Annotated in this window: 20 protein-coding genes; 9 read left to right on the forward strand and 11 right to left on the reverse strand. The window is 68.9% G+C overall.

Going from position 1 to position 21,987, the window contains the following annotated elements:
- Nucleotides 1-11: 11 nt before the first annotated feature.
- Nucleotides 12-1,298, reverse strand: a complete 1,287-nt coding sequence (locus ASF53_RS10030) for a PQQ-dependent sugar dehydrogenase (protein WP_056197529.1) — start codon at nucleotides 1,296-1,298, stop codon at nucleotides 12-14.
- Nucleotides 1,299-1,661: 363 nt separating this feature from the next.
- Between ASF53_RS10030 and trxA the strand changes: the two genes are divergently transcribed.
- Nucleotides 1,662-1,982 (forward strand): thioredoxin, encoded by a 321-nt coding sequence (trxA, locus tag ASF53_RS10035; protein WP_056197530.1) that lies wholly within the window; start codon nucleotides 1,662-1,664, stop codon nucleotides 1,980-1,982.
- Nucleotides 1,983-2,138: 156 nt separating this feature from the next.
- On the opposite strand, the gene ASF53_RS10040 is transcribed toward trxA, so the two are convergent.
- From ASF53_RS10040 to ASF53_RS10065, 6 genes are all read right to left on the reverse strand, one after another.
- Entirely contained in the window at nucleotides 2,139-3,029 is an 891-nt protein-coding gene (locus tag ASF53_RS10040) for an outer membrane protein (RefSeq protein ID WP_056197531.1), read from the reverse strand.
- 414 nt (nucleotides 3,030-3,443) lie between these two features.
- Nucleotides 3,444-4,769: a bifunctional folylpolyglutamate synthase/dihydrofolate synthase gene (locus ASF53_RS10045; protein ID WP_056197532.1), complete on the reverse strand. Its 1,326-nt coding sequence runs from the start codon at nucleotides 4,767-4,769 to the stop codon at nucleotides 3,444-3,446.
- Between the two features lie 136 nt (nucleotides 4,770-4,905).
- Nucleotides 4,906-5,829 (reverse strand): acetyl-CoA carboxylase, carboxyltransferase subunit beta, encoded by a 924-nt coding sequence (accD, locus tag ASF53_RS10050; protein ID WP_056197534.1) that lies wholly within the window; start codon nucleotides 5,827-5,829, stop codon nucleotides 4,906-4,908.
- A gap of 144 nt (nucleotides 5,830-5,973) precedes the next feature.
- On the reverse strand, nucleotides 5,974-6,816 hold the full coding sequence (gene trpA / locus ASF53_RS10055) for a tryptophan synthase subunit alpha (RefSeq protein WP_056197536.1): 843 nt from the start codon (nucleotides 6,814-6,816) through the stop codon (nucleotides 5,974-5,976).
- A gap of 172 nt (nucleotides 6,817-6,988) precedes the next feature.
- On the reverse strand, nucleotides 6,989-7,948 hold the full coding sequence (gene nudC, locus ASF53_RS10060; protein ID WP_056197539.1) for an NAD(+) diphosphatase: 960 nt from the start codon (nucleotides 7,946-7,948) through the stop codon (nucleotides 6,989-6,991).
- 10 nt (nucleotides 7,949-7,958) lie between these two features.
- Entirely contained in the window at nucleotides 7,959-8,375 is a 417-nt protein-coding gene (locus ASF53_RS10065) for an HIT domain-containing protein (RefSeq protein WP_056197541.1), read from the reverse strand.
- Between the two features lie 300 nt (nucleotides 8,376-8,675).
- Here ASF53_RS10065 and ASF53_RS10070 point away from each other — a divergent pair, with 300 nt between their 5' ends.
- The gene (locus tag ASF53_RS10070) at nucleotides 8,676-9,740 is read left to right on the forward strand and encodes an HD-GYP domain-containing protein (protein WP_056197543.1); all 1,065 of its coding nucleotides are present in this window, start codon (nucleotides 8,676-8,678) and stop codon (nucleotides 9,738-9,740) included.
- Between the two features lie 41 nt (nucleotides 9,741-9,781).
- Here ASF53_RS10070 and ASF53_RS10075 read toward each other — a convergent pair whose 3' ends face one another.
- A complete protein-coding gene (locus ASF53_RS10075; RefSeq protein ID WP_156635477.1) occupies nucleotides 9,782-10,708 on the reverse strand; it encodes a sulfotransferase domain-containing protein in 927 nt (308 codons plus the stop codon).
- A 136-nt stretch (nucleotides 10,709-10,844) separates the two neighbouring features.
- On the opposite strand from ASF53_RS10075, the gene ASF53_RS10080 reads away from it, so the two are divergent.
- Both ASF53_RS10080 and ASF53_RS10085 read left to right on the forward strand, forming a co-directional pair.
- On the forward strand, nucleotides 10,845-11,576 hold the full coding sequence (locus ASF53_RS10080) for a sulfotransferase domain-containing protein (protein ID WP_056197546.1): 732 nt from the start codon (nucleotides 10,845-10,847) through the stop codon (nucleotides 11,574-11,576).
- A gap of 149 nt (nucleotides 11,577-11,725) precedes the next feature.
- On the forward strand, nucleotides 11,726-13,432 hold the full coding sequence (locus ASF53_RS10085) for a DEAD/DEAH box helicase (protein ID WP_056197548.1): 1,707 nt from the start codon (nucleotides 11,726-11,728) through the stop codon (nucleotides 13,430-13,432).
- Between the two features lie 112 nt (nucleotides 13,433-13,544).
- Here the strand turns inward: ASF53_RS10085 and ASF53_RS10090 are convergent, their stop codons facing one another.
- A complete protein-coding gene (locus tag ASF53_RS10090; RefSeq protein WP_056198382.1) occupies nucleotides 13,545-14,405 on the reverse strand; it encodes a hypothetical protein in 861 nt (286 codons plus the stop codon).
- Between the two features lie 188 nt (nucleotides 14,406-14,593).
- On the opposite strand from ASF53_RS10090, the gene ASF53_RS26410 reads away from it, so the two are divergent.
- The 5 genes from ASF53_RS26410 to ASF53_RS10110 all read left to right on the forward strand — a co-directional run bounded on the left by ASF53_RS26410 (nucleotide 14,594) and on the right by ASF53_RS10110 (nucleotide 19,471).
- Complete coding sequence (locus tag ASF53_RS26410) at nucleotides 14,594-14,770, forward strand: hypothetical protein (RefSeq protein ID WP_156635479.1); 177 nt, start codon at nucleotides 14,594-14,596, stop codon at nucleotides 14,768-14,770.
- A gap of 138 nt (nucleotides 14,771-14,908) precedes the next feature.
- The gene (locus ASF53_RS10095; RefSeq protein ID WP_056197550.1) at nucleotides 14,909-16,393 is read left to right on the forward strand and encodes an ATP-binding protein; all 1,485 of its coding nucleotides are present in this window, start codon (nucleotides 14,909-14,911) and stop codon (nucleotides 16,391-16,393) included.
- A gap of 10 nt (nucleotides 16,394-16,403) precedes the next feature.
- Complete coding sequence (locus ASF53_RS10100; protein WP_056197553.1) at nucleotides 16,404-17,093, forward strand: response regulator transcription factor; 690 nt, start codon at nucleotides 16,404-16,406, stop codon at nucleotides 17,091-17,093.
- A gap of 27 nt (nucleotides 17,094-17,120) precedes the next feature.
- Entirely contained in the window at nucleotides 17,121-17,804 is a 684-nt protein-coding gene (locus ASF53_RS10105; RefSeq protein WP_056197555.1) for a TenA family protein, read from the forward strand.
- Nucleotides 17,805-17,980: 176 nt separating this feature from the next.
- A complete protein-coding gene (locus ASF53_RS10110; protein WP_056197557.1) occupies nucleotides 17,981-19,471 on the forward strand; it encodes an amino acid permease in 1,491 nt (496 codons plus the stop codon).
- A gap of 134 nt (nucleotides 19,472-19,605) precedes the next feature.
- On the opposite strand, the gene ASF53_RS10115 is transcribed toward ASF53_RS10110, so the two are convergent.
- Together ASF53_RS10115 and ASF53_RS10120 are read right to left on the reverse strand one after the other, a co-directional pair.
- A complete protein-coding gene (locus ASF53_RS10115; RefSeq protein WP_056197559.1) occupies nucleotides 19,606-20,511 on the reverse strand; it encodes an MBL fold metallo-hydrolase in 906 nt (301 codons plus the stop codon).
- A 191-nt stretch (nucleotides 20,512-20,702) separates the two neighbouring features.
- Entirely contained in the window at nucleotides 20,703-21,893 is a 1,191-nt protein-coding gene (locus tag ASF53_RS10120) for a L,D-transpeptidase family protein (protein ID WP_286134302.1), read from the reverse strand.
- Nucleotides 21,894-21,987: the final 94 nt, after the last annotated feature.

Raw genomic sequence — 21,987 nt, forward strand, 5'->3', positions numbered from 1 at the left:
GGATGTCGTCCTCAGCTGCCCTTCTTCGGCGTCAGCTTGACGATCTGGCCGTCATCCTCGGTCACCGCGTAGACGGCGCCGTCGGGGCCGACCCGCACGTCGCGGACGCGGTGCTCCAGCGGGATGCGCTCCTCGGTGACGACCTTGTCACCGTCGAGCTTGAGCGCGACGATCCCGGTGCTGACGAGGCCGCCGATGAGGAACTGGTTCTTCCAGGCTGGGAACGCGTCCTTGTCGTAGAGCGCCATGCCCGAAGGGCCGATCACCGGATCCCAGTAATAGACCGGCTGCACCGTGCCGCCGGCCTGGGTCTGGCCGTCGCCGATCTTCTCGCCGGAATACTCGATGCCGTAGGTCACCACCGGCCAGCCGTAGTTGAGGCCGGGGCGCGGGCGGTTCAGCTCGTCGCCGCCGCGGGGCCCGTGCTCCACGGTCCAGAGCCGGCCCTGGTTGTCGAGGGCGGCGGCCTGAACGTTGCGATGGCCATAGGACCAGATCTCGGGCTTGGCCTTTTCGCCGCCGGTGAAGGGGTTGTCCTTCGGGGCGTTGCCGTCGGTGTCGATGCGGAAGACCTTGCCGAGCCCGCTCGTCAGATCCTGCGCCTGCCCGCGGGTCTGCTTGTCGGAGCGCTCACCCACGGTAACGAACAGCTTGCCATCCGGCGCGAAGACGAGGCGCGAGCCGAAATGCTTGTCGCCGTCATAGGTCGGCATCTGGCGGAAGATGACCTTGACCTCGTCGAGCTTGGCCTTGCCGTCGCTCTCGACCAGCTTGGCCTTGGCCACCGTCGTGCCGTTGCCCTTGTCGCGCGGCTCGCTGAAGCTGAAGTAGATCGTGCGATCCGCAGCGAAGCTCGGGCTCAGCGCGATATCGAGAAGACCGCCCTGCCCCTTCGGATCGACCTTCGGCACGCCCGCCACCGGTTGGCCCACCGTGCCGTCCTTGGCGATCAGGCGGATCTTGCCGGCCTTCTCGGTCACGATCATCCGGCCATCGGGCAGGAACTCCATCGCCCAGGGGCTTTCCAGCCCCTTGGCCACGACGGCGGTCTCGAACTCAGTCTTCTGCGCGGGCTCCGGCGCACGGGTCTGGTTGGGCAGGAGCGGCTTGTACTCGGTGTTCGGCGCCTCCTTCTCGGCGATCGACGTGCCGGCACTCGGCGCGTTCGGCGCCTGGAAGGATTCACCCTCGATGCGGGGCGAGCGCGATTCCTGTCCGGCCGGCTGCTGAGCGAAGGCGGGGGCATCGAGGCCGAGGGCCGCAACGGTGGCGAGCAAGAGGGAAAGGGTGCGCGTCACGTCGATTGATCCTTGTGCGGGGCGCCGATCTTGCTCGCCAAATGGTGCGCAGGCGGCCCACGGCGAGGGTCGGGCCGCGCGAGGAGGCGGACTCGCGGCCGTGTTCGTCAGGGTCGAGGCGCTGGATAAGGCACTGGGCGAGGAGGCTGGCCGGCCGATGGGAGGGGGATTGCGGGGACGAGGGCCGGCTTATCCATGTGGGTTCGGCGTGCCAGACCCGCGGCCGGGGCGGGATGCCTTGACCGGGCGGTCGGGCGTCGCCAATTCTCGCCTCACCGTGAGGCGCCGAACCCGCTCTCGGTGCCCTCTGCGCAGGGGCCCTCCATGCACCCGCGTGGGACCCGCGTGTCGAAAGGACCTACGATGGCGACCCTAAAAGTGACCGATGCGAGCTTCGAGCAGGACGTTCTGCAGTCCGCCGAGCCCGTCGTAGTGGATTTTTGGGCGGAGTGGTGCGGCCCCTGCCGGCAGATCGGCCCGGCGCTGGAAGAGATCTCCGTCGATCTCCAGGGCAAGGTGAAGATCGTCAAGGTCAATGTCGATGAGAACCCCGGCATCGCCTCGACCTACGGCATCCGCTCGATCCCGACCCTAATGATCTTCAAGGACGGCAAGCTCGCCAGCCAGAAGGTCGGCGCCGCCCCCAAGGGCGACCTCTCCCGCTGGATCCAGGCGAGCGCCTGACCCGACCCGAATTCGGATCGAACGACCCGAGACAGCCCGGCCGCGAGGCCGGGCTTTTTTCATGCCGTCTTCGCGCGCGAAGAGTCCCGAAACGCAAGAAGCCCGGCCTTGCGGCCGGGCTCCCTGGTTTCGAGACCCTGTTATTAAAGGTTCGGCTTAGTAGCTGCCGAACTTGTAGTTCAGGCCGGCGCGCACGACGGCGAACTCGGTGTCGTTGCGGCGCGAGGGGCCGGAGACGACGACCACACCCGGGTTGGCCGTGGTGATGACGGCGCCGGCGTTGTTCACCGCGAAGGCGCCGTTGAGGGCACCGCCGCCGCGATCGAGGTTCACGTATAGACCTTCGACCTTCAGCGTGACAGCCGAAGAGCGGAAGAAGTTCAGGAACGAGTCGGTCGGGAGAGCGTACTCGACGCCGCCGCCGGCAGCGTAGCCGGTGCGGAAGTCGTCACGCGAGCTGTTCGGCAGGCCGAACTGACGGCCGCCGCCGGCGCCGTAGGCGAAACCGCCGGTGCCGTAGAACAGGACGCGGTCGAAGGCGTAGCCGAGGCGGCCGCGGACGGTGCCGAAGAAGTCGAGGCTGGACAGGCCGTTCGGGTTGAACACCTGCTGAGCGGCGACGCCCGGGAAGGCCGGGTTGCTGTTCACGACCGAGAACTGGTTCCGGTCACGGCCGAAGTCGACGTACTGAGCGTCCGCCTCGATACCGACGACGACGCCGGAGCCCGGGGTGAACTGGTAGTTGTAGCCGATCTGACCACCGCCGACGAAGCCGTCGTTGCGGTTGTTGCCACCGAAGGCGATGACAGCGGTCTGGCCGGGACGGACGAGGCCGGTCAGGCCGTTCACGCCGACGACCGGAGCCGCACCGTTGTCCTCGACGCCGAAGCCGTAGCCGGCGTTGAAACCGGCGTAGAAACCGGTCCAGGTGAACACCGGGATCGGCGTGAAGACGGGCGGCGGAGCAGCGCGACGCGGCAGGTCGGCGGCGGAGGCCGCCGCGGTCAGCGCCGTGAAGGCGGCGAGAGAGGTGAGAAGCTTTTTCACTTGTTGATCCCCAGCAGAAACCCGATCGCCCACAAGCTAGACCATTTCCCTGACCTGAGATGTAGCGAACGGGCCACACCCACGGCGCGACAATCGACCCGACGCGCGGTTGCATCCGATGTGTTGGGAGGCCGAAACCAGATTTGCGTCGCCTCGGGCGATCCGCATGTGCTGATCGACGCGACGACCCGCAGAAACCATCGCCTCCGTTGCCTGATTCGACAGGTCACAGGCCGGACGATGAAGGGTCGGCAAAGTTCTTTTGCCGGATGGCGGCCAAACCGGCGCCCGATGCGACGCGCGAATCGCTTCCGGCTTGCGTGGTTGGCCGACCGATGCCCTTGCGGCGCGGATCTCCGACCCCCGCCGCACGCCGTCCCGTCGGATGTCCGCTTCGATCGGGCGGACCTCGTGTCAGACCGGGATCGTGCCGTTGGCTTCGAGCACGGCGCCCGCGAGATAGAGCGAACCGCAGATGAGAACCCGCGGCGGACGCTCGAAGACCGTGTCCGACAGGGCCGCCAACGCCGCCTCGACGCTCGGGGCGACCTCGGCCGAGAGGCCGACCTCGCGGGCGATTTCCGCCACTTCCTCGGCGGGCCGCGCCGCCATCTGGCCGGTGATCGGCACCGCCACCAGCGAGCGGGCAAGGCCGACGAAGTTCTTCAGGAAGCCTTCGGCGTCCTTGGTGCCGAGCAACCCGACGATCAGAACCAGCGGCACGTCGCTGCGCTCGCCGAGATCCGCCATGGCGGCGGCGAGGATGCGCCCGCCATCGGCGTTGTGGCCGCCGTCGAGCCACAGCTCGGCGTCCTTGGGCATCCGCTCGGCCAGCGCCCCGCGCACGAGGCGCTGGAGCCGGCCCGGCCAATCGACGTTGCGCAGGCCGGCTTCGAGGGCGACCGTGCCGATATCGCCGAAGCCCGCTGCGCGCAGGGCCGCGATGGCGGTGCCGGCATTGGTGAGCTGGTGGCGCCCGGCGAGGCGGGGGCGGGGCAGATCGAACAGGTCGATCTCGTCCTGGTAGACGAAGCGTCCGCTCTCCTCGTGGACGGAGAAGTCCTGGTTGCCGATCCGCACCGGCACCGCGCCGATCCGCTCGGCCTGACGGCAGAGGACGGCATCGGCCCCGGCATAATCCTGGGCGGCGATCACCGCCGGGCAGCCGCGCTTGAAGATGCCGGCCTTCTCCATCGCCACCGCCTCGACGGTGTCGCCGAGATACTCGGCATGGTCGCGGCCGATCGGGGTGACCACGGCGCAGGCCGGGTGGTCGATGACGTTTGTGGCGTCGACGCGTCCGCCGAGGCCCACTTCCAGCAGCAGCACGTCGGCGGGGCATTCGGAGAACAGCAGCAGGGCGGCCGCCGTGGTGATCTCGAAGACGGTGATCGGATCGCCCTTGTTGGCCGCCTCGCAGCGGGCGAAGGCGTCGGCGAGCCGGTCTTCGGCGACGTAATGGCCGCCGCCGATGCCGCCGAGGCGGATGCGCTCATGGAAGCGCACGAGGTGCGGCGAGGTGTAGACGTGCGCGCCCAGCCCCCCGGCCTCGAGGATCGCCCGCATGAAGGCGATGGTCGAGCCCTTGCCGTTGGTGCCGGCGACGTGAATCACCGGCGGCAATCGCCGCTCGGGATGATTGAGGGCCGCGAGCAAGCGCTCGATCCGCCCGAGCGACAGGTCGATCGTGCGCGGATGCAGGGCGAGGAAGCGCGCCATCAACGCGTCGGAGGATTCCATCTCGCGCGGAGACCTTCTGTCGCGGATTGAGTTCTTACCAAATCCGATTGATCCCTTCGGGGAGGCGGATTTGGGTTTCGCTCAAGCGCCGCGCGGGCTGTGATACGGTGTCCGCTTGAAGCAAGCGGACACCGTATCACGCCGCGTTCGGCAGGGGTTCGGGGGTGGTCGGTTCGGGGGCGGTGCCGGGCTCGGGCGTCCGGCGCACATCCATCAGCAAGCCGCTGAGCCGGCTGATCGTTTCCTTGAGCTGATGCCGGTGGACGACCTGATCGACCATGCCGTGCTCGCGCAGATACTCCGCCCGCTGGAAACCGTCGGGCAGCTTCTCGCGAATCGTCTGCTCAATGACGCGGGGGCCGGCAAAGCAGATCAGCGCGCCGGGCTCGGCCAGATGCACGTCGCCGAGCATGGCGTAGGAGGCGGTGACGCCGCCGGTGGTCGGGTTCGTCAGCACCACGATGTAGGGGAGCCGCGCAGCGCGGAGCCGGCGCACGGCGACGGTGGTGCGGGGCATCTGCATCAGGGAGAGGATGCCCTCTTGCATCCGCGCGCCGCCGGAGGCCGCGAACAGCACGTAGGGGGTGCGCTTCTCAAGCGCCGTCTCGGCGCCGCGGACGAAGGCCTCGCCGCCGGCCATGCCGAGGGAGCCGGCCATGAAGCCGAATTCCTGGGCCGCGATCGTCATCGGCAGGCTGCCGACCCGGCCGAAGCCGATCTTGAACGCGTCGGGCATTCCGGTCTTGGCCCGCGCCTCCTTGAGACGGTCGACGTAGCGCTTCTCGTCGCGGAACTTGAGCGGGTCGGCGGGCACCTCGGGCAGCGGCACGTCGATCCACGTGCCCTCGTCGAACATCATCTTGAGACGCGCCGTGGCCGACATCTTGAGATGGTGTTCGGAGCCGGGAATGACCCAGTGGTTCTGCTCGACTTCCTTATGGAAGACCATCTGGCCCGTGTCGGGGCATTTGACCCAGAGGTTCTCCGGCGTCTCGCGCTTGAACAGCGTCTTGATCCGCGGCCGTACGACCTCGGAGATCCAGTTCATCGGCTCGACCATGGCGTCAGACTCCCTGTCCTACCGCGTTCTCTTGCCGCGTCATCTTGCTACGCCGATATCGGATCGCCGCCGCTGCGATCCCAGGGGGATCGCCCACTTGGGCGGCCCCGGCAGGATCCCCCCACGCGGCGGCTGTGGCGGGGTTCAGGCTCCGGTCGGCACTTTGGTGGTGCTGCGGACACCCTGCGCCAGCTCGCGCACCAGGGCGGCGACCGCCTCCACCGTGCCGCTCCCGGCCCGGTCGCCGGGTTCGAGGCTGCGGGCCAGCGCATCGACAAGAGCCGAGCCCACCACCACGCCGTCGGCACCGCGGGCGATCTCGGCGGCGTGCGCGCCGGTCTTCACGCCGAAGCCGACGACGACGGGCAGGTCCGTATGCGCCGTGATCCGGCTGACCGCCTGCGACACCCGGCCGAAATCGGGGGTCGCCGTGCCGGTCACGCCGGTGATCGACACATAATAGACGAAGCCTGCGGTGTTCGCGAGAACCGCGGGCAGGCGGGCCTCGTCCGTGGTCGGGGTCGCGAGACGGATGAAGGCGATCCCCTTCTCGAGAGCCGGCAGGCAGAGCTCCTCGTCCTCCTCCGGCGGCAGATCGACGACGATCAAACCGTCGATGCCCGCCGCCTTCGCATCCTCCAGGAAGCGGGGCACGCCGTAGCTGTGGATCGGATTGTAGTAGCCCATCAGCACCACGGGCGTCCGGTCGTCGCCCTCGCGGAAGCGGCGGACGAGCGCGAGGGTGCCGCGCAGATCCTGGCCGACTTTCAGCGCCCGCAGGCCCGCTGCCTGGATCGCCGGCCCGTCGGCCATGGGATCGGTGAAGGGCAGGCCGAACTCGACGATGTCGGCCCCCGCCTTCGGCAGGGCTTCGAGCACCTTGAGCGAGGTCTCCGGATCGGGGTCGCCCGCCATCACGTAGGTGACGAGGGCGGCACGTCCTTCCGCGCGGCAGCGGGCGAAGGCGGCATCGATGCGGGCGGTCATGGTTCTCGCTCCCGGCGGTACGTCCGGCCTTGAGGCCCGGGGCACGGTTCCCCCGGAACCGGGCCGCCGCGCAGGGCCCGATTTCCCCGGCCAATTCTTCGGCCCGTTTCCCGGCCAAGTCGGGGCGCCTACACTATCCGCTCGCCTCCGTGAAGCGCATTGGGCGCCGGGCTCACACCCCTGGGGCCGGCGCAGCTCCGATGACGCCGTCGACCCAGTCGCGCATCAGCAGGTGGGCGATGGCGGTCGGCGGCGGCACGGTCAGGCCTTCGGGGTGGGTGCCCGCGATCATCTGCGCCACCTCGGCGCGGGTGAGCCAGCGCGCATCATCCAGCTCGTCGGGATCGGTGCGGATGGCCTCCGACAGCCCCTCGGCGACGCAGCCGATCATCAGCGAGGCCGGAAACGGCCAGGGCTGCGAGGCGTGATAGGCGACGGCGCCGACCGCGATGCCGGTCTCCTCCCGCGTCTCGCGGCGCACGGCATCCTCGACCGTCTCGCCGGGCTCGATGAAGCCGGCGAGGCAGGAATACATCCCCGGCTTGAAATGCCGGCTGCGCCCGAGCAAGCAGCTCTCGCCCCGCCGCACGAGCATGATTGCCACGGGATCGGTGCGCGGGAAGTGATGCAGCCCGCAACTCCCGCATTCCCGGCGGAAGCCGCTGGCGGCGATGGTGGTCGGGCTGCCGCAATTGGCGCAGAAACGGTGCCGCGCGTGCCAAGCCAGCACCGACTTGGCGGTGGCGATCAGCCCCTGCTCCTCGCGGACGACGGCGCCCTCGGCGGCGAGCGCCCGCAGATCGAGGGCACGATAGCCGGGCGCGGGGAAAAGCAGGGCCGCCTCCCCCGGAACGGCGCCGGCGAAAACCGGCCGGCCCTCGACCCGTCCGAGGTAGATTTCGACGGCGCGTTCGCCCGCCCGGCCGGCCTCGTCCGGCGTGAGCAGGGCCGTTCCGGTCTCCGCCGGGTCGGCGCGCAGGATCACCGTGTCGCCCGCCATCAGCACGAGGCGGGCGTCCGGCCCGCCCTCTGCCAGGGCGGGGGCCGAGCCGAATTCGGCGGAGTTCCGCACGAGGCGGCTCGCGGCATAGGCGAGCGCATCCCGGCTGGGCGTGTGGGGCGAGCCTGTCATGCGGGTCCCCTCACGCGGCCATGAACAGGCCGGCTGCCCGTTCGAGCAGGGCGGCGCGGGCATGCGGCGGATAGGGCTTGCGCTCGCCGACGCCCCAGACCGGCCCCGGCCAGGCCGGATCCGAGTGGAACCGGGCCACGACGTGGATGTGAAACTGGGCCACCACGTTGCCGAGGCTTGCGACGTTCACCTTATCCGGCTGAGCGAGCGCCTGCATGACCCTGACCGCGATCCGCGTTTCCTCGAAGGCGAGGCTCGCATCTTCGGGTGTGAGGTCGGTGAGTTCGCTCAGGCCCGGCCGCCGCGGCACCAGGATCAGCCACGGGAAGCGGGCATCGTCCATCAACAGGACGGAGCAGAGGGCGAGATCGCCCACGGGGTGGGTGTCGGCGGCGAGCCGCGGATCGAGGGGGAAGGCGTCGGTCATGCCGGGAATCTAGCGCGCCGGCTCGAAAAGTGGGGAACCGTTTTTCGGGGCGATCCGCGTCGCCCCAAAAGCGGCGGCCGGTTTTCGCAGCGGGCTCGCCGCGCAAAAAATCGGTCACGCCGTCCCCAATCTGGGGGTGTGTTCCTGACAAAACGCCCGCCGTGCCACCCTGCCCGGAGGGGCGACGAGCCGTGGCCGGGAATCTTGTGAGACACTTTTAACCATATTCTGGCACGCAGGGGGGCAGCGATCCGGATTCGGCGGGCGGCGGGCCGTGCCGGGATCGCCGTGGATCACGCGATGGCGGGCGGCGCGCAAGCAAGCGGGGAGCGAAGCCGGGACCCGGTGGTCGCCATCGTGGCGGCGCGGACCCCGGCTCCCCTCGTCCTGGCCCTGCGCGGGCAGCCTTGCAGCGCCAGCATCGTCGCGGTCTCGGGCCATGTGATCGACGATCTCATCGCCGAAGCCCCCGAGGTGATCGTGCTGGAGGCTGAGCCCGAGCGCTTCGACGCGCCGGCCCTGATCCGCGCCCTGCGGCAGGAAGACAGCCTCGCCCGCACGCCGGTCCTGCTCGTGGCCGGCGGCGACGCCCGGACCCTGCGCCGGATCGGCCGCGAGGCCGGCGCCACCGACATGCTGTCCAAGCCCTTCGACGCCCTGGAATTTCAGGACCGGGTCGGCGTTCTGATCGAACTCGCCCTGGCGCGCCGGGAAAGCGACGATCGGGCGCGCGCCATGCGACGCGACGCGGCGCGGGCGGTGGCCGACGCTTCGGCGCGCGAGCGCGAACTGATCCGACGCCTGATGCTGGCCGCCGAGTTCCGCGACGACCGGGCCGGCGACCATCTCACCCGCGTGGCCGGCTGCGTGATCGCGGTGGCCGAAGGGCTCGGCCTGTCATCGGCGGAGGCCGACGACGTGGCGTTAGCCTCGACCATGCACGACATCGGCAAGATCGCGGTCCCCGACCACATCCTGATGAAGGCCGGCCCCCTTACCCCCGACGAGTGGGAGGAGATGCGCCAGCACGCGCTGCGCGGCTACCACATGCTGCACGACAGCCCCTCGCGCCTGCTCCAGATCGCCGCCGAGATCGCGCTGACGCACCATGAGCGCTGGGACGGCACCGGCTATCCCCGCGGCCTCACAGGCGAGGAGATTCCCCTCTCCGGCCGGATCGTCGCGGTGGCCGACGTGTTTGATGCGCTGATCTCGGCGCGCAGCTACAAGCCCGCCTGGTCCCTGGAGCGGGCGCGCGCGCATGTCGAGGCGGAAGCGGGCCGGCATTTCGACCCGGCCTGCGTCGCCGCCTTCCTCTCACGCTGGGACGACATCGTCGCTCTGGTGGAGGAGCGGGCGGCGTAGGGACGCCCGTTCGACGGAGCGATGCCAAGCCCGGACTGCTCTCAGCTCCGAACGGCGCGCCATGTCCGCCACGTGGAGAGATCCAGCCCCGACATCTCTTGGAACGCCACGAGATCGTCCCTGAAGAGCTTGGACAGATACCGGACGTCGTCCTCATCCGGCCCCTTGTCCTCACGATCACCGCCGAGGTTTTCGATGAGCCGCTCCGTCGTGAAACCGTTCGGATCGATGTCGAGGAACTCGGCGACACGTGCCAACAGGGCACCGGGATTGTTGTGGATATCGTCGAAGTTCAGAATTAGGAACTGTTCCGCTGGGAAGTAGCGCTGGAAATGGCGCACCTGCTCGGCGTAGAGGCCGCGCTCCACATAGGCCCACCACCGGTTGAGGCCGGGAACCTCGACATGCTCGGCCATTCGGCGTCGGCCGTCGCGTATGGCCTCTCCGAACGGCAGCGTCTCCACGGCCTGCCCGCCCACCGTGACGCCCGCTTCCGAGAAGCGCCGGACCATGCGCCAGTTGGAATAGGCGCGATCGATCGGATCCCGAAACAGCAGGATGATCTTGAGACGGGGATTGTAGGCGCGAAGCCTCGCATGCGCCGGCAGCCAGTAAAGCGTCACCGGCGTGGCTTCTCCCGAGATTGCTCCACCGGGTGGAACGAGGGCGTGGAGGCGCGCATAGTCGGGCCGCGACCAATCGGCGGTTTCCGTATCGAAAAAGTGCGTTTCCTTCGGATTCGCCATGCTGACGCTGGGATGCCCGTCGAGATAGGCATACAGCGTCGTCGTCCCGCATTTCTGCGCACCCGCAACGACGAAATCGAGTAAGCCGCTCTCGGTCGGGTGAACCGTCGCTGTCGTCATCCTCGGTCTCCGTTCGGCCCCGCGTTGGCGTGATATCGATTTTGCTGTTCTTCCCGGCGCATCCGGCGGGTGGCGCAGGGACCGAGATTGCAGCCGACGCAACGTTCGATACAATCCTGTCGTCCAAAGGGTACCGTCCTCCCCTCAGCGGGCCGGCTATGCAACCGGTGGCGACACGGTTAAGTAACACGCAGCCTAGATATGTGCAGGGGCAAGCGAGAGGATTTCGGTCTCCCGGATGATATTGTTCAATCGCGAACTGCTCTTCGTTCACAATCCGAAGACAGCTGGAACCTCGATCCTCCGTTACCTAAAGTCGGTGTTGCCTGAGGTCCAAACCGCCGACGTGTCGATATTGGACAGTAATCACCCCTCCCTGTCCGTTTCCCTCGGCTATGCCTGCGGCGTCCTTGCGCAGTCGCCCTCCGTGTTCAAGCGCGTGCTGGTCATGACGCGCAATCCGTTCGACCGGGAGGTCTCCGTCTACGAGCATTACCGGCAAAATCTCCAATACGACGCGGTCGGACAGGATCTGAACAGTCCGGCGCTTCTCGAAGCTGTTCACCAAGCCGCTATGATGCCTTTCGATGCCTATTTGCATTGGGTCTGGGAGAAGTACGGTACCTGCGATCTGTGGAACACCGAGAGTTATCACCGGATCGAGGAGACGTTCACTCTGCCGCAGCTGGCTATCGTCAAAGTTGAGGAAATCGATACCGAGTTGGCTGCCGCCCTGCAGGGCGTGACCTTGCAGGACGCGGAGGCGCTGCCACACGTCAACACTACGACACGTCGCGCTGCCGCTGACTACTACGACGAGGCGACCCTCGACATCGTGCGCAAATCCTATGCCTGGATGTTCCGTAGGGGGCTCTACGATGCAGATGACGTGCCTGCCGTCCAACTGGCCGCACCCTCCTCGCCACCAGACGATGGAGAGCTCGGGGAGCCGCCGCCGCATAGCCCGTAAGGGGGGAGCCCTGCGCAACACCCCCACGCGGCCGACGTAGTGGTCGAGGCGCCTGAAAAGGGTTAGAAACGGCATCCGAATTCCGAGCCGGCCGTCTGCCGGTTCGCGTGTACCGGTGCGAATGCGCCGGTTCTTAAGGCGCATCTCCCTTGCCATTTCCGTCTCTGCCCTCCCCCCTGGCGCGGGCGCTCACCGAGCGCAACTATGCCGAGCCGACACCCGTCCAGCAGGCGGTGCTCGATGCCGTCCCCGAGCGCGACCTGCTCGTTTCGGCTCAGACCGGATCGGGCAAGACCGTCGCCTTCGGCCTCGCCATTGCCGGTACGTTGCTCGACGCGGACGAGGCGCTGCCGCCGCCCGGCGCGCCGCTGGCTCTCGTCATCGCCCCGACCCGTGAGCTGGCGCTCCAGGTGCAGCGGGAGCTGACCTGGCTCTATGCGCAGACCGGGGCCCGCATCGTGCCCTGCGTCGGCGGCATGGATCCGCGCCGCGAGTCCCGCGCGCTGGAGGCGGGCGTCCATATCGTCGTCGGCACGCCGGGGCGCCTGCGCGACCACATGGAGCGCGGCCGGCTCGTCACCGAGGGGCTTCGCGCCGTCATCCTCGACGAGGCCGACGAGATGCTCGACATGGGCTTTCGCGAGGATCTCGAATTCATCCTGGCGTCGACCCCGAAGGACCGGCGCACCCTGCTATTTTCGGCGACCCTGCCGAAGGCCATCGTCGCCCTCGCCGAAAGCTACCAGCGCGACGCCCTGCGCCTCGCCGTCGCCGGCGAGACCCGCGGCCATGCCGACATCGTCTACCGCGCGGTGCGGGTGATGCCGCGAGAGGTCGAGCACGCCGTCGTGAACATTCTGCGCTACGTCGATGCGCCGGTCGCGATCGTGTTCTGCAACACCCGCGACGGCGTGCGCCATCTCCAGGCCTCGCTGACCGAGCGCGGCTTCTCGGCCGTGGCGCTCTCGGGCGAACTCGGCCAGGGCGAGCGCAACGCCGCGCTCCAGGCTCTGCGCGACGGACGAGCCCGCGTCTGCGTCGCCACCGACGTCGCCGCCCGCGGCATCGACCTGCCGGGTCTCGATCTCGTCATCCATGCCGACCTGCCGCATGATGCCGAGGTGATGCAGCACCGCTCCGGCCGCACCGGCCGCGCCGGCCGCAAAGGCACCAGCGTCGTGCTGGTGCCGCCGGCCCGGCGGCGGCGGGCCGAGCAGATGTTCGCCATCGCCAAGGTGAGCCCCGATTGGAGCGGTCCGCCGAACGCGGACGAGATCCGCGTCCTCGACCGCGAGCGGATGATGTCTGATCCGCTGCTCGCCGAGCCCGAGACCGAGGAGGACCGCGAGTGGGAGCGGGAATGGGCCGAGGCGCTGATGGAGCGCTGCCCGCCCGAGCGTCTCGCTGCGGCCTTCGCCCGGCTCTACCGCTCGCGCATCCCCGTGCCGGAGGAAGTCAGCGATCCGGCCTACGAGACCAGCCGGCGTCCGGAGCCCCGCAGTGGTGTGCCGGTCGGCGCGTCGCGGGTCGGTGAGGACGAGCCGGCAGCCTGGTTCCGGCTCAATCTCGGTCGCCGCGACCGGGCCGAGCCGCGCCGCCTTCTGCCGATGCTAACCCGCCGCGGGCAGATCGGTCGCGGCGATATCGGCTCCATCCGGATCTTCGACAACGAGACCACCTTCGAGGTCCGCGCCAGCGCTGCGGACGATTTCGCCGCGTCCTTCGCCCGGCGTGGGCCCGCCGATGTCCGCGTCGAGCGGATGCAGGGGGATGGGGCGGCCACTGCCAAGGCGCCGAAGAGCCCCCGCGCCCAGCGCCATCGCCGCGAGGCGACCAAATCCGGCCGCGGCGGCTAAGCCGCCACACGACGGCGCCGGGGCACGAAAGCCGGCCCGGCGAAGGTTTCGGGTGTGCACAGGTCGAAGGCTGCGTTCGGCTCGTTCGAGCCGGGCGGTTTCGCCGACGGGCTTACTCGCCGCCGGACTTGCTGCCGAGCAGGCCGCTTACGGCGGCATCCCAGCCTTCGCGGATCTGACGCCCGCCGGGAATCTTGACGCCGAGCAGTTCCGGCTCTTCCGCCGCGACCTGCGCCGGTCGCGCAGCGGGGACTTGCGCCGAGGCGGTCTGCGTCGGCCGCGTATCCGCGGCGCGGTTGCGAGCGACGGGCGCGGGCTTCCGGCCGAGATCGGATTTCGCGGACTCGGCCTTGGCCGTCTCGGACTTCACGATTTCGGCCTTGGCCGTGTCAGACTTGGTTCTAGCCTCGACCTTCGTTTCGGTTTTGGCGATCTCGGGTTTCGTCTTTGCGGGCAGCGACACGAAACGTGCCGGCTGCTCCGTCTTCGCCTGCACCATCTCGCTTCGGCTCGGAGGCAGCGGCACCGTGACTTTGGCGGGGGCGAGCGCGGCTGCCGTGCGGGCGGCGGCCGGAACGGTGGATGCGGGTTCGATCGGCAGGTTTGCCCGGACCGGCGGCGTGATCTCGGGCGCTGCGGCCGCCACCGGCGCGGGCGGCGGCGCTACGGCCGGCGTCGCGGGCTCAGCGGCCGGCAGGCTGGCCCGGCGTGGCTCCGCCGGCAGGCCGATGGAGGCGGGCGCCAGCGCCGGAACGCCGTCCTTCAGGTCGGGCCATTGCGAGGCGACGGGTGCGATCCGCGCCGGCCGGCTCCTGGGATCGGCGAGATCGGAGAAGAACGAGAAGGCCCCCACGGCGAAGACGAGGAGGGCCACGCCCCCGCCCGCAGCGCCGAGGATGACGGGCAGCCGGCGACGGGCCGGAGCCCTGCGCTCGGCCGGCCGGGTTTGGGACGGATGGATCGTCACCGACATGCGGTCGGCCTCTTGCACGTTGTAGCCCTGCAACAAGACGGCCTCGGCAATGCGGCGGCAAGATGTCCGGAGCGGCCTGTTGAGAATTCAGGCCCCGTCCACCCACACGAATCTGGCGGAAACTCCGGGGCGGCCAGACCTGATCGGGACAGGCGCGCCCCGGACAAGTTTCGCCCCGATCAGTTCTCATGATCGACCTTAACCGATCCGGTTTAACGGAGCGTGTAACCGGCTCGATGCCGTGCGCGGCGGGCTGCCCGGCGACCATAAGAAAAACATCAGTGCGCCGCGCGACCCTGCGGCGCGGCCCCGGCATGGACATTCATTCGGCGATCGGCCACGGTGCGGCCGTGCCGAAAGAGTAGAAATCTGAGCCTTTTAACCGATGGCGGTTTGCCGAATGGTCCCGGTTCCGGCCTGCTCGTGTCGGCGTGTGGCGGACTGATCGACCGCGAGGGCCCGTGCCGATTCCCGCCGCGACGCAAGCTTCCCCGACGCCCCTGATGGCGCAACGCGTGGCCGATCCCAATCTCGACACGGCGCAGGATCGGGCAACCGCCACGGGGTTGCCGTTCTGGGCCGGCTGGCCGACGCGCACCCGGCTCATCCTCGTCGTGCTCGCCATCGACATCCTCGCCGCCCTCGCCTCCTGCGGCGTGATCGTGCTGACCGCGCGCAGCGCCGTGCAGGTCGAGATGGCGGCGAGTCTCGCCACCGTCGAGCCCTTGGTCGCCGATACCATCCGCTCCCTGCGCAGCCCGAGCCCCGAGAGCGTGCTCCACACCCTCGATCTGCGCTTTCAGGCCCTGCGCCACGTCCGCGTGACGATCCTCAATGCGGAGGGCAAGCGTGTCGGCTTCGGTCCCTCCGAGCAGGCGCGGGAGCAGCGGACGGCGCCGCGCTGGTTCGTCCGTCTGATCGCCCCCGAGCCGCGCCAGCATGATCTGCCCATCCTCGTGAAGGGCGAGCGGATCGGCACCGCCGCGATCACCACCCAGCCCCTCGACGAGATCGAGGAGGTCTGGGGCTATGCCCGCTCGCTGGCGCTGGCCAGCCTGATCCTGAACCTCGCGGTGCTGGCGGCCCTTACCCTGGCGCTCGGGCGCATCCTGCGGCCGCTCGGGCGCCTCGCGGACGGGCTGACCCGGCTGGAGCGGCACGACTACACCGCCCATCTCGACCCGCCCGCCTCCCGCGAACTCGCGGTGATCGCCGAGCGCTTCAACCGCGTGGCCGGGGCGCTCTCCGAGGCGCGAGCCGCCAATGGCCGCCTCAACCGCCAACTCCTGACGGCCCAGGACGACGAGCGCGCCCGCATCGCCCTCGAACTCCACGACGAGTTCGGCCCATGCCTGTTCGCGCTGGAAGCGAACGCGGCCTCCGTCGCGCGGCTCGCCGGCAGCCCCAACGCGATCGACCGCGACCGGCTCGCGGCGCGGGCCGGCGATATCGGCAGCATCGTCGGCCAGGTTCAGGTTCTCAACCGCGATCTCCTCAACCGCCTGCGCCCGCACGGGCTCGGCGAGGTGCCGCTGACCGATTGCCTCAACCTGCTGCTCCGCGACTTCCGGCGGCGCCATCCCGAGACCGCCTTCGATGGCGTGTTCGAAGGCTTGGCCCGCGGCTACGGCGATATCGTCGATCTCACCGTGTTCCGCTGCATCCAAGAGAGCACCACCAACGCCGTGCGCCACGGCGCCGCCCGCCACGTTCGCGCCCGCGCGACGGAGGAGACCGCCGCCGGCCTGACGGTCCTGCGGGTGAGCGTCGAGGATGACGGCACCGGCATCACCCCCGGCCATCGTATCGGCCTCGGCCTGTCGGGGATGCGCGAGCGGGTCGAGGCGCTGGGCGGTCATTTCGATCTCGACACCGCCTCTCTTGACAACAAAGCCTCCGGAACCGTTGTCCGGATCACCCTTCCGATCGATCCCGAGCGCGACGGCAGCGAGGTTCCGCCTCCGCCCGCCGCGCCGCAACCCAAGTGATGCGTGTACGATGAACGCGCCGATCAGCAGCCCCGTGATGAAAGCGGCGTCGAGCAAGGGGAACGCCACCCCCGTCCTGGTCATCGACGATCACCCGATCGTCCTGCAGGGCTGTCGCCGTGTGCTGGAGGATGCCGGGATCGAGACCGTGGTCGAGGCCACCGGCGTCGTCTCCGGGTACCGCGCCTTCCACCGCCTGCGCCCGCCGGTGGTGATCTGCGATCTCACCTTCCAGGGCAGCGGGCTTGCCGGCCTCGCCCTGATCCGGCGCATGCGCGCCGTCGAGCCCGAGACCCGCGTGCTCGTGTTCTCCATGCACAATGATCCCGTCATCGTCTCGCGGGCGCTGGAGGCCGGGGCGCTGGGCTACGTGCTCAAGGACCACGCCTCGAACGAGCTGTTCCAGGCCTTCGACCGGGTGCGTGCGGGCGAGGTCTATCTCGACCGGCGGCTGGCCACCGAGGTCGCGATGCTGCGCGCCGACCCGCGCCGCACTCCGGAGACGCAGCTCACGCCGCGCGAGCAGCAGATCCTGGCCCGCCTCGCTCAGGGCAAGTCCTACGGCGCCATCGCGGCGGACCTTTCGGTCAGCTACAAGACCGTCACCAACGCCTGCTCGCAGATGCGCCAGAAGCTCAGGGTGCGCACGCTGGCCGAACTGATCCACGTCGCGGTGACCCAGGCCCAGCGGCAGGGTTGATCCTTTTCGAAAAACGGAGCGCCGTTCTTGGCCGATAACCTCTCCGCCGGGCGCTTCTCGCAGGAAGCCTGGGCGCGCAATCTCGCGGCCTACGAGGCCATCCGCACGATGCCGTTCAACGTGGAGCTGGCGGACGGCTCTCTGAGCGCTGAGCGTTTCCGCCGCTACATCGTGCAAGACGCGCATTACCTCATCGGCTTCGGTCGCGGACTGGCGCTCGCCGCCGCCAAGGCGCCCCATCCCGACCGGATCGTGCAGTTCGCCCGCGGCGCCGAGACCGCCATCGTGGTCGAGCGCGCGCTCCATGGCGGCTTCTTCCAAGAATACGGCATCGATGCCGGGACGTTTGCCGCAACGCCCCTCTCGCCGGCTTGCGACCACTACGTCGCGTGGCTGATGGCGACGGCCTATGCCGAGCCCTACGAAGTCGTGCTCGGTGCGCTGCTGCCCTGTTTCTGGATCTACGCCGAGGTCGGCTGCGACATCTTCTCCCGCGCAAAGCCCGACAATCCCTACCGCGCCTGGATCGACACCTATGCCGGCGAAGAGTTCGGCGAGGCGGTGGCCGCGATGATCGCCGCGACTGACGAGGCCGCCGCCGACGCCTCACCGGCACTGCGTGCCCGCATGCACGCGGCCTACACCCACGCGACCCGCCTCGAATACGGGTTCTGGGACGGCGCCTATCGCGATCGGACCTGGGCGCTCTGAGCGGGGAACACGGCCACGGATCTCGGCGCGGCCGCTTCGGGTGACAGCTTGGCCGGGTCCTTGCACTACAATGTCACCGGGGGCCGTTGCGCCCGCATCGGTTTCACGATCCATCTGTGTCAGCATTCGGCGGCTCCGGAAGAGGAGCTCGGCCGGTACGAGGGGGTGGGGCGGTTATGGCGTCAGGGTTGGCGAGTGATCTTTTCCGGATCAAGACGCTGGAACGGCTCAATGCCGACGCGGAATCCGGCGAGAACAAGCTGGAACGTCATCTCGGCCCCTGGAGCCTGATCGGCCTCGGCATCGGCGCGGTGATCGGGGCGGGCCTGTTCTCGCTCACCGGCATCGCCGCGGCGGAGCATGCCGGCCCGGCGGTGACGCTCTCCTTCGCCATCGCGGCGATCGGCTGCGCGCTTGCGGGCATGTGCTACAGCGAGCTCGCCGGCATGATCCCGGTGGCGGGCTCGGCCTACACCTACACCTATGCCACGATGGGCGAGTTCATCGCCTGGATCATCGGCTGGGATCTCGTGCTCGAATACGCGGTCGGCGCGGCCACCGTCTCGGTGAGCTGGTCGCGCTACGTCGCCCGCTTCATGCGCGACACGCTCGGCATCAACCTGCCGGGCTCACTCGTGCACTCGCCCTTCGAGACCTACCAGCTCGCCGACGGCACGCTGGCGCACGGCATCGTCAACGTGCCGGCGATCCTGATCGTGGTGGCGGCCTCGACCCTGCTGATGATCGGCATCCGCGAATCCGCCCGCGTCAACGGTGCGGTGGTGCTGCTCAAGCTCGCGGTGGTGGCGATCGTGATCGGCGTGGGCCTGTTCTACGTGAAGGCGCAGAACTACGACCCCTTCCTGCCGGCCAACACCGGCACCTTCGGCGAGTATGGCTGGAGCGGCGTGATGCGCGCGGCCGGCGTGGTGTTCTTCGCCTATGTCGGTTTTGACGCGGTCTCGACTGCGGCACAGGAGGCCAAGAACCCCCAGCGCAACATGATGATCGGCATCCTCGGCTCGCTGGCGATCTGCACGGTGCTCTATATCGCCTTCGCGGGCGTGCTGACGGGCCTCGTCCACTACGAAGACATGCGGGGTGATGCCGCCCCGGTGAACACGGCGATCGCCGCGACGCCGTTTCCGTGGCTGAAGAGCCTCGTCACCTTCGGCGTGATCTGCGGCTTCTCGACCGTGATCCTCGTGCTGCTGCTCGGCCAGAGCCGGGTGTTCTACTCCATGTCGAAGGACCGGCTGCTGCCGGGTTTCTTCTCGGCGATCCATCCGAAGTGGAAGACGCCCTACCGCTCGAACCTGTTCTTCATGGTGTTCACCAGCGCGCTCGGCGGCTTCCTGCCGATCTCGCAGCTCGGCCACATGACGAGCATCGGCACGCTGCTCGCCTTCATCCTCGTCTGCGCCGGCGTCGTCATCCTGCGCCGCACCCAGCCCGACGCGCCGCGGGCCTACCGCACCCCGCTGGTGCCGTTCGTGCCGATCCTCGGCGCCCTGTTCTGCCTCGGTATGATGGTCTCGCTCGACGGCGATACGTGGCTGCGCCTCATCATCTGGCTGGCGATCGGCCTCGTGATCTACTTCGCCTGGAGCCGCAAGCACAGCCGCATCGGCCGCGAGGAAGGGGCGAACGCGACCTCGGCTCTGTAAGGGTACCGAATGCGGTCGCTCTCCCGCCTGGGAGAGGGGCCGCGCCTGCCGGGTAATGGATGCTTCCTTCGGCATGGTGACCCGTCCCCGGAGGTGACAGGGCCGGCGCCGAGATCACGGGCTGTCGGGCCGCCTCAGGCCCTGCGGGCCAGCGTCAGCACCGGCGGTTCGGTCAGGCCGACGAGAGGCCGGCCGACCTCGATCGACTGCCGCTCGCGGGCGATGAAGGCGGTGGGCATCTCGGCCTGCATCTCGGCCTCGACCGAGCGCAATTGCACGTCCGAATGGCATGGATGCAGGTGGATGATGGCGAGCGCCTTGGCGCCCGCGCCCTTGGCCAGCTCCACGCCCTTCTGCCAGGTCGAGTGACCCCAGCCCTTGCAGCAGGGATACTCGCCCTCCGTGAACATGCCGTCATAGACGAGGAGGTCGGCCCCCTCGACGAAGCGGCACAGGTCCGGATCGGGCCAGTTCACGCCGTGCTCGATGTCGCTGATGACACAGAGCCGCTTGCCGCCATGGTCGAAGCGGTAGCCGGTCGATCCCTGCGGGTGGTCGAGGAGAATCGTGTCGACGCGGATGCCGTCGGCGAAGGTGAGCGGCTCGCCCGCCCGGAAGCCGTGATGCGCGAAGGAGCAGGGCAGCACGTCGAGCGTGACGGGGAAGAGCGGCGGCGAGAACAGCCGGCCGAGGGCGTCCTCGGCGCTGGCCCCGTCGAGGTTGCCGCAATAGGTGTGGATCGTGCGGGCGCCGTCCAGCACCGCCGGTTTGAAGAACGGCAGGCCCGACGTGTGGTCGAGATGCAGGTGGCTGAACAGCAGGTCGATATCCTGCGGCAGGCTCTCGCGGCAGTTGCGCCCGAAGGCGCCGAGGCCTGAGCCGGCATCGATCACGAACAGACGTTCCCCGCAGCGAATCTCCAGGCACGGCGTATTGCCGCCGAACTCGGCATTCTCCGGGCCGCTGACCGGCGTAGAGCCGCGGACGCCCCAGAAACGCAGGACGAGGGAATCGTCCTTGGCTGGATATGGCAGGGTCATGGATCGGTACCAATGCTCGGCCTCGGGCCGGGCTTTCTCTGGTGGTAGTGGTGCCGCCGCACGCATCCGCGCTATGGATCCGCGGCTGTTCTTCGGCCCCTCTTCAGGCTCCGAGTGTACAGTGCGGAGATGGGGGGCCGCCATTCGGGTTTGTGTGCGTGCTCGCACACGCCGTTTTGAGTCGATCCAAGTCAGCGCTGCGCCAATTTTTCAATCGGCGGTTGCGAAGGGGTGAGGTCGGGCGGCGGCAGCACCCGCTCGATCGCCGCGCGGGCGAGGCTCGGCCAGGTCTGCGCGTAGCGCGTGACCGGAGCCGTGATGCGGGCGGTCGCGACGGCATAGGGCGGCACAAAACCCGCGATCCGCACGGTGAGTGACGGGTTGGCCATGCCGATCCAGGCCGCCCACAAGGCCTCCGGGACGGGCGGCGGGGGCGGCGCCCTGCGGCGGGCGGGGATTAGCACGACCTCCTGGCCGGCATAGGCCAGCGCCTCCGGCCGGCTGATGTCGCCCACCGGATGGCCCTGAAGGATCTTTGCTGCCCAGAAGGCGTGCTGGCCGCCGTCGGAATAGGTCGTGCGCACGGCCGCCGAGCCCTCCTCCACCAGGGTGGCGATGCGGTCGGTCTCGTCCTTGTGCAGGGCGGTGAAGGCGGCCTCCTTGGCCGGATCGCGCGAGGGGGCGAAGGTGTAGCGTCCGCCGGTCACGCTCACGGCCGGCTCCTCGCCGGTCGCTTCGAAGCGGTCCGAGCCCTCTTTCAACTGACGCCAGAAGGCGATGTTCGGGTCGGTGCGGTGCCGGGCCATGTTCGCGGCGGTCATCCGGAACGGGAAGGACTGGAACTGAAACGCGCCCTGCCCCCCGGCAAACGCTTCGCGGGCAATCGAGAACAATTCGCCCGCCACCGCATCCGTCATGGCAAAGCAGCCCATCGACGAGCAGACGCCGTGCACCATCACCGCGGAGCCGGTGTAGCCGTGCGCCCGGTCGTAGGCGTTGGGGTAGCCGACGTCGAAGGAGAGGTAGTAGCGCGAGTTGGGGTTCATCTGGCTTTTCGTCACCGTGTAGAACCCCTCCGGCGTCTGCCGGTCGCCGCTCTTGGTCTTCGGCCCGAGCTGCCCGGACCAGCGGCAGATCGGATAGGTCTTGATCGGCACGTAGCGCCCGCTGGCGTTACGCTTCCAGACCTCGATCTCGGATTCCTTCTTGTAGGCCCGCAGCACGATCGGCGAGGCGGCGTGGGTGCCGCGCGCGGCCATCAGCGCCAGGGTCGCGGCCGGGATCGGCGCATTCGCCTTGTCGGCCAGGGCGCCCGCGTTCGACGCTGTGAGGATCGACAATCCGACCAGCCCCGGAATCAGGGTTCTGAGGAAGGATCTCACAGAGCCTCGAGAGCGGTTCGGGGGAAGCATGCACCGTCTCGATCGAGGCCGACCGGCGGTGCCCGCGGGCGACGGAACCGGATCGTGCACAAGC

This window comes from Methylobacterium sp. Leaf123 (assembly GCF_001423405.1).
Lineage (GTDB): Bacteria > Pseudomonadota > Alphaproteobacteria > Rhizobiales > Beijerinckiaceae > Methylobacterium.

Coding starts and splice junctions, on each gene's coding strand:
- trxA (WP_056197530.1), top strand. CDS start 1,662: ATGGCGACCCTAAAAGTGACCGATGCGAGCTTCGAGCAGGACGTTCTG.
- ASF53_RS10045 (WP_056197532.1), bottom strand. CDS start 4,769: ATGGAATCCTCCGACGCGTTGATGGCGCGCTTCCTCGCCCTGCATCCG.
- accD (WP_056197534.1), bottom strand. CDS start 5,829: ATGGTCGAGCCGATGAACTGGATCTCCGAGGTCGTACGGCCGCGGATC.
- trpA (WP_056197536.1), bottom strand. CDS start 6,816: ATGACCGCCCGCATCGATGCCGCCTTCGCCCGCTGCCGCGCGGAAGGA.
- nudC (WP_056197539.1), bottom strand. CDS start 7,948: ATGACAGGCTCGCCCCACACGCCCAGCCGGGATGCGCTCGCCTATGCC.
- ASF53_RS10065 (WP_056197541.1), bottom strand. CDS start 8,375: ATGACCGACGCCTTCCCCCTCGATCCGCGGCTCGCCGCCGACACCCAC.
- ASF53_RS10070 (WP_056197543.1), top strand. CDS start 8,676: ATGGCGGGCGGCGCGCAAGCAAGCGGGGAGCGAAGCCGGGACCCGGTG.
- ASF53_RS10080 (WP_056197546.1), top strand. CDS start 10,845: ATGATATTGTTCAATCGCGAACTGCTCTTCGTTCACAATCCGAAGACA.
- ASF53_RS10090 (WP_056198382.1), bottom strand. CDS start 14,405: ATGTCGGTGACGATCCATCCGTCCCAAACCCGGCCGGCCGAGCGCAGG.
- ASF53_RS26410 (WP_156635479.1), top strand. CDS start 14,594: ATGATCGACCTTAACCGATCCGGTTTAACGGAGCGTGTAACCGGCTCG.
- ASF53_RS10095 (WP_056197550.1), top strand. CDS start 14,909: ATGGCGCAACGCGTGGCCGATCCCAATCTCGACACGGCGCAGGATCGG.
- ASF53_RS10100 (WP_056197553.1), top strand. CDS start 16,404: ATGAACGCGCCGATCAGCAGCCCCGTGATGAAAGCGGCGTCGAGCAAG.
- ASF53_RS10110 (WP_056197557.1), top strand. CDS start 17,981: ATGGCGTCAGGGTTGGCGAGTGATCTTTTCCGGATCAAGACGCTGGAA.
- ASF53_RS10115 (WP_056197559.1), bottom strand. CDS start 20,511: ATGACCCTGCCATATCCAGCCAAGGACGATTCCCTCGTCCTGCGTTTC.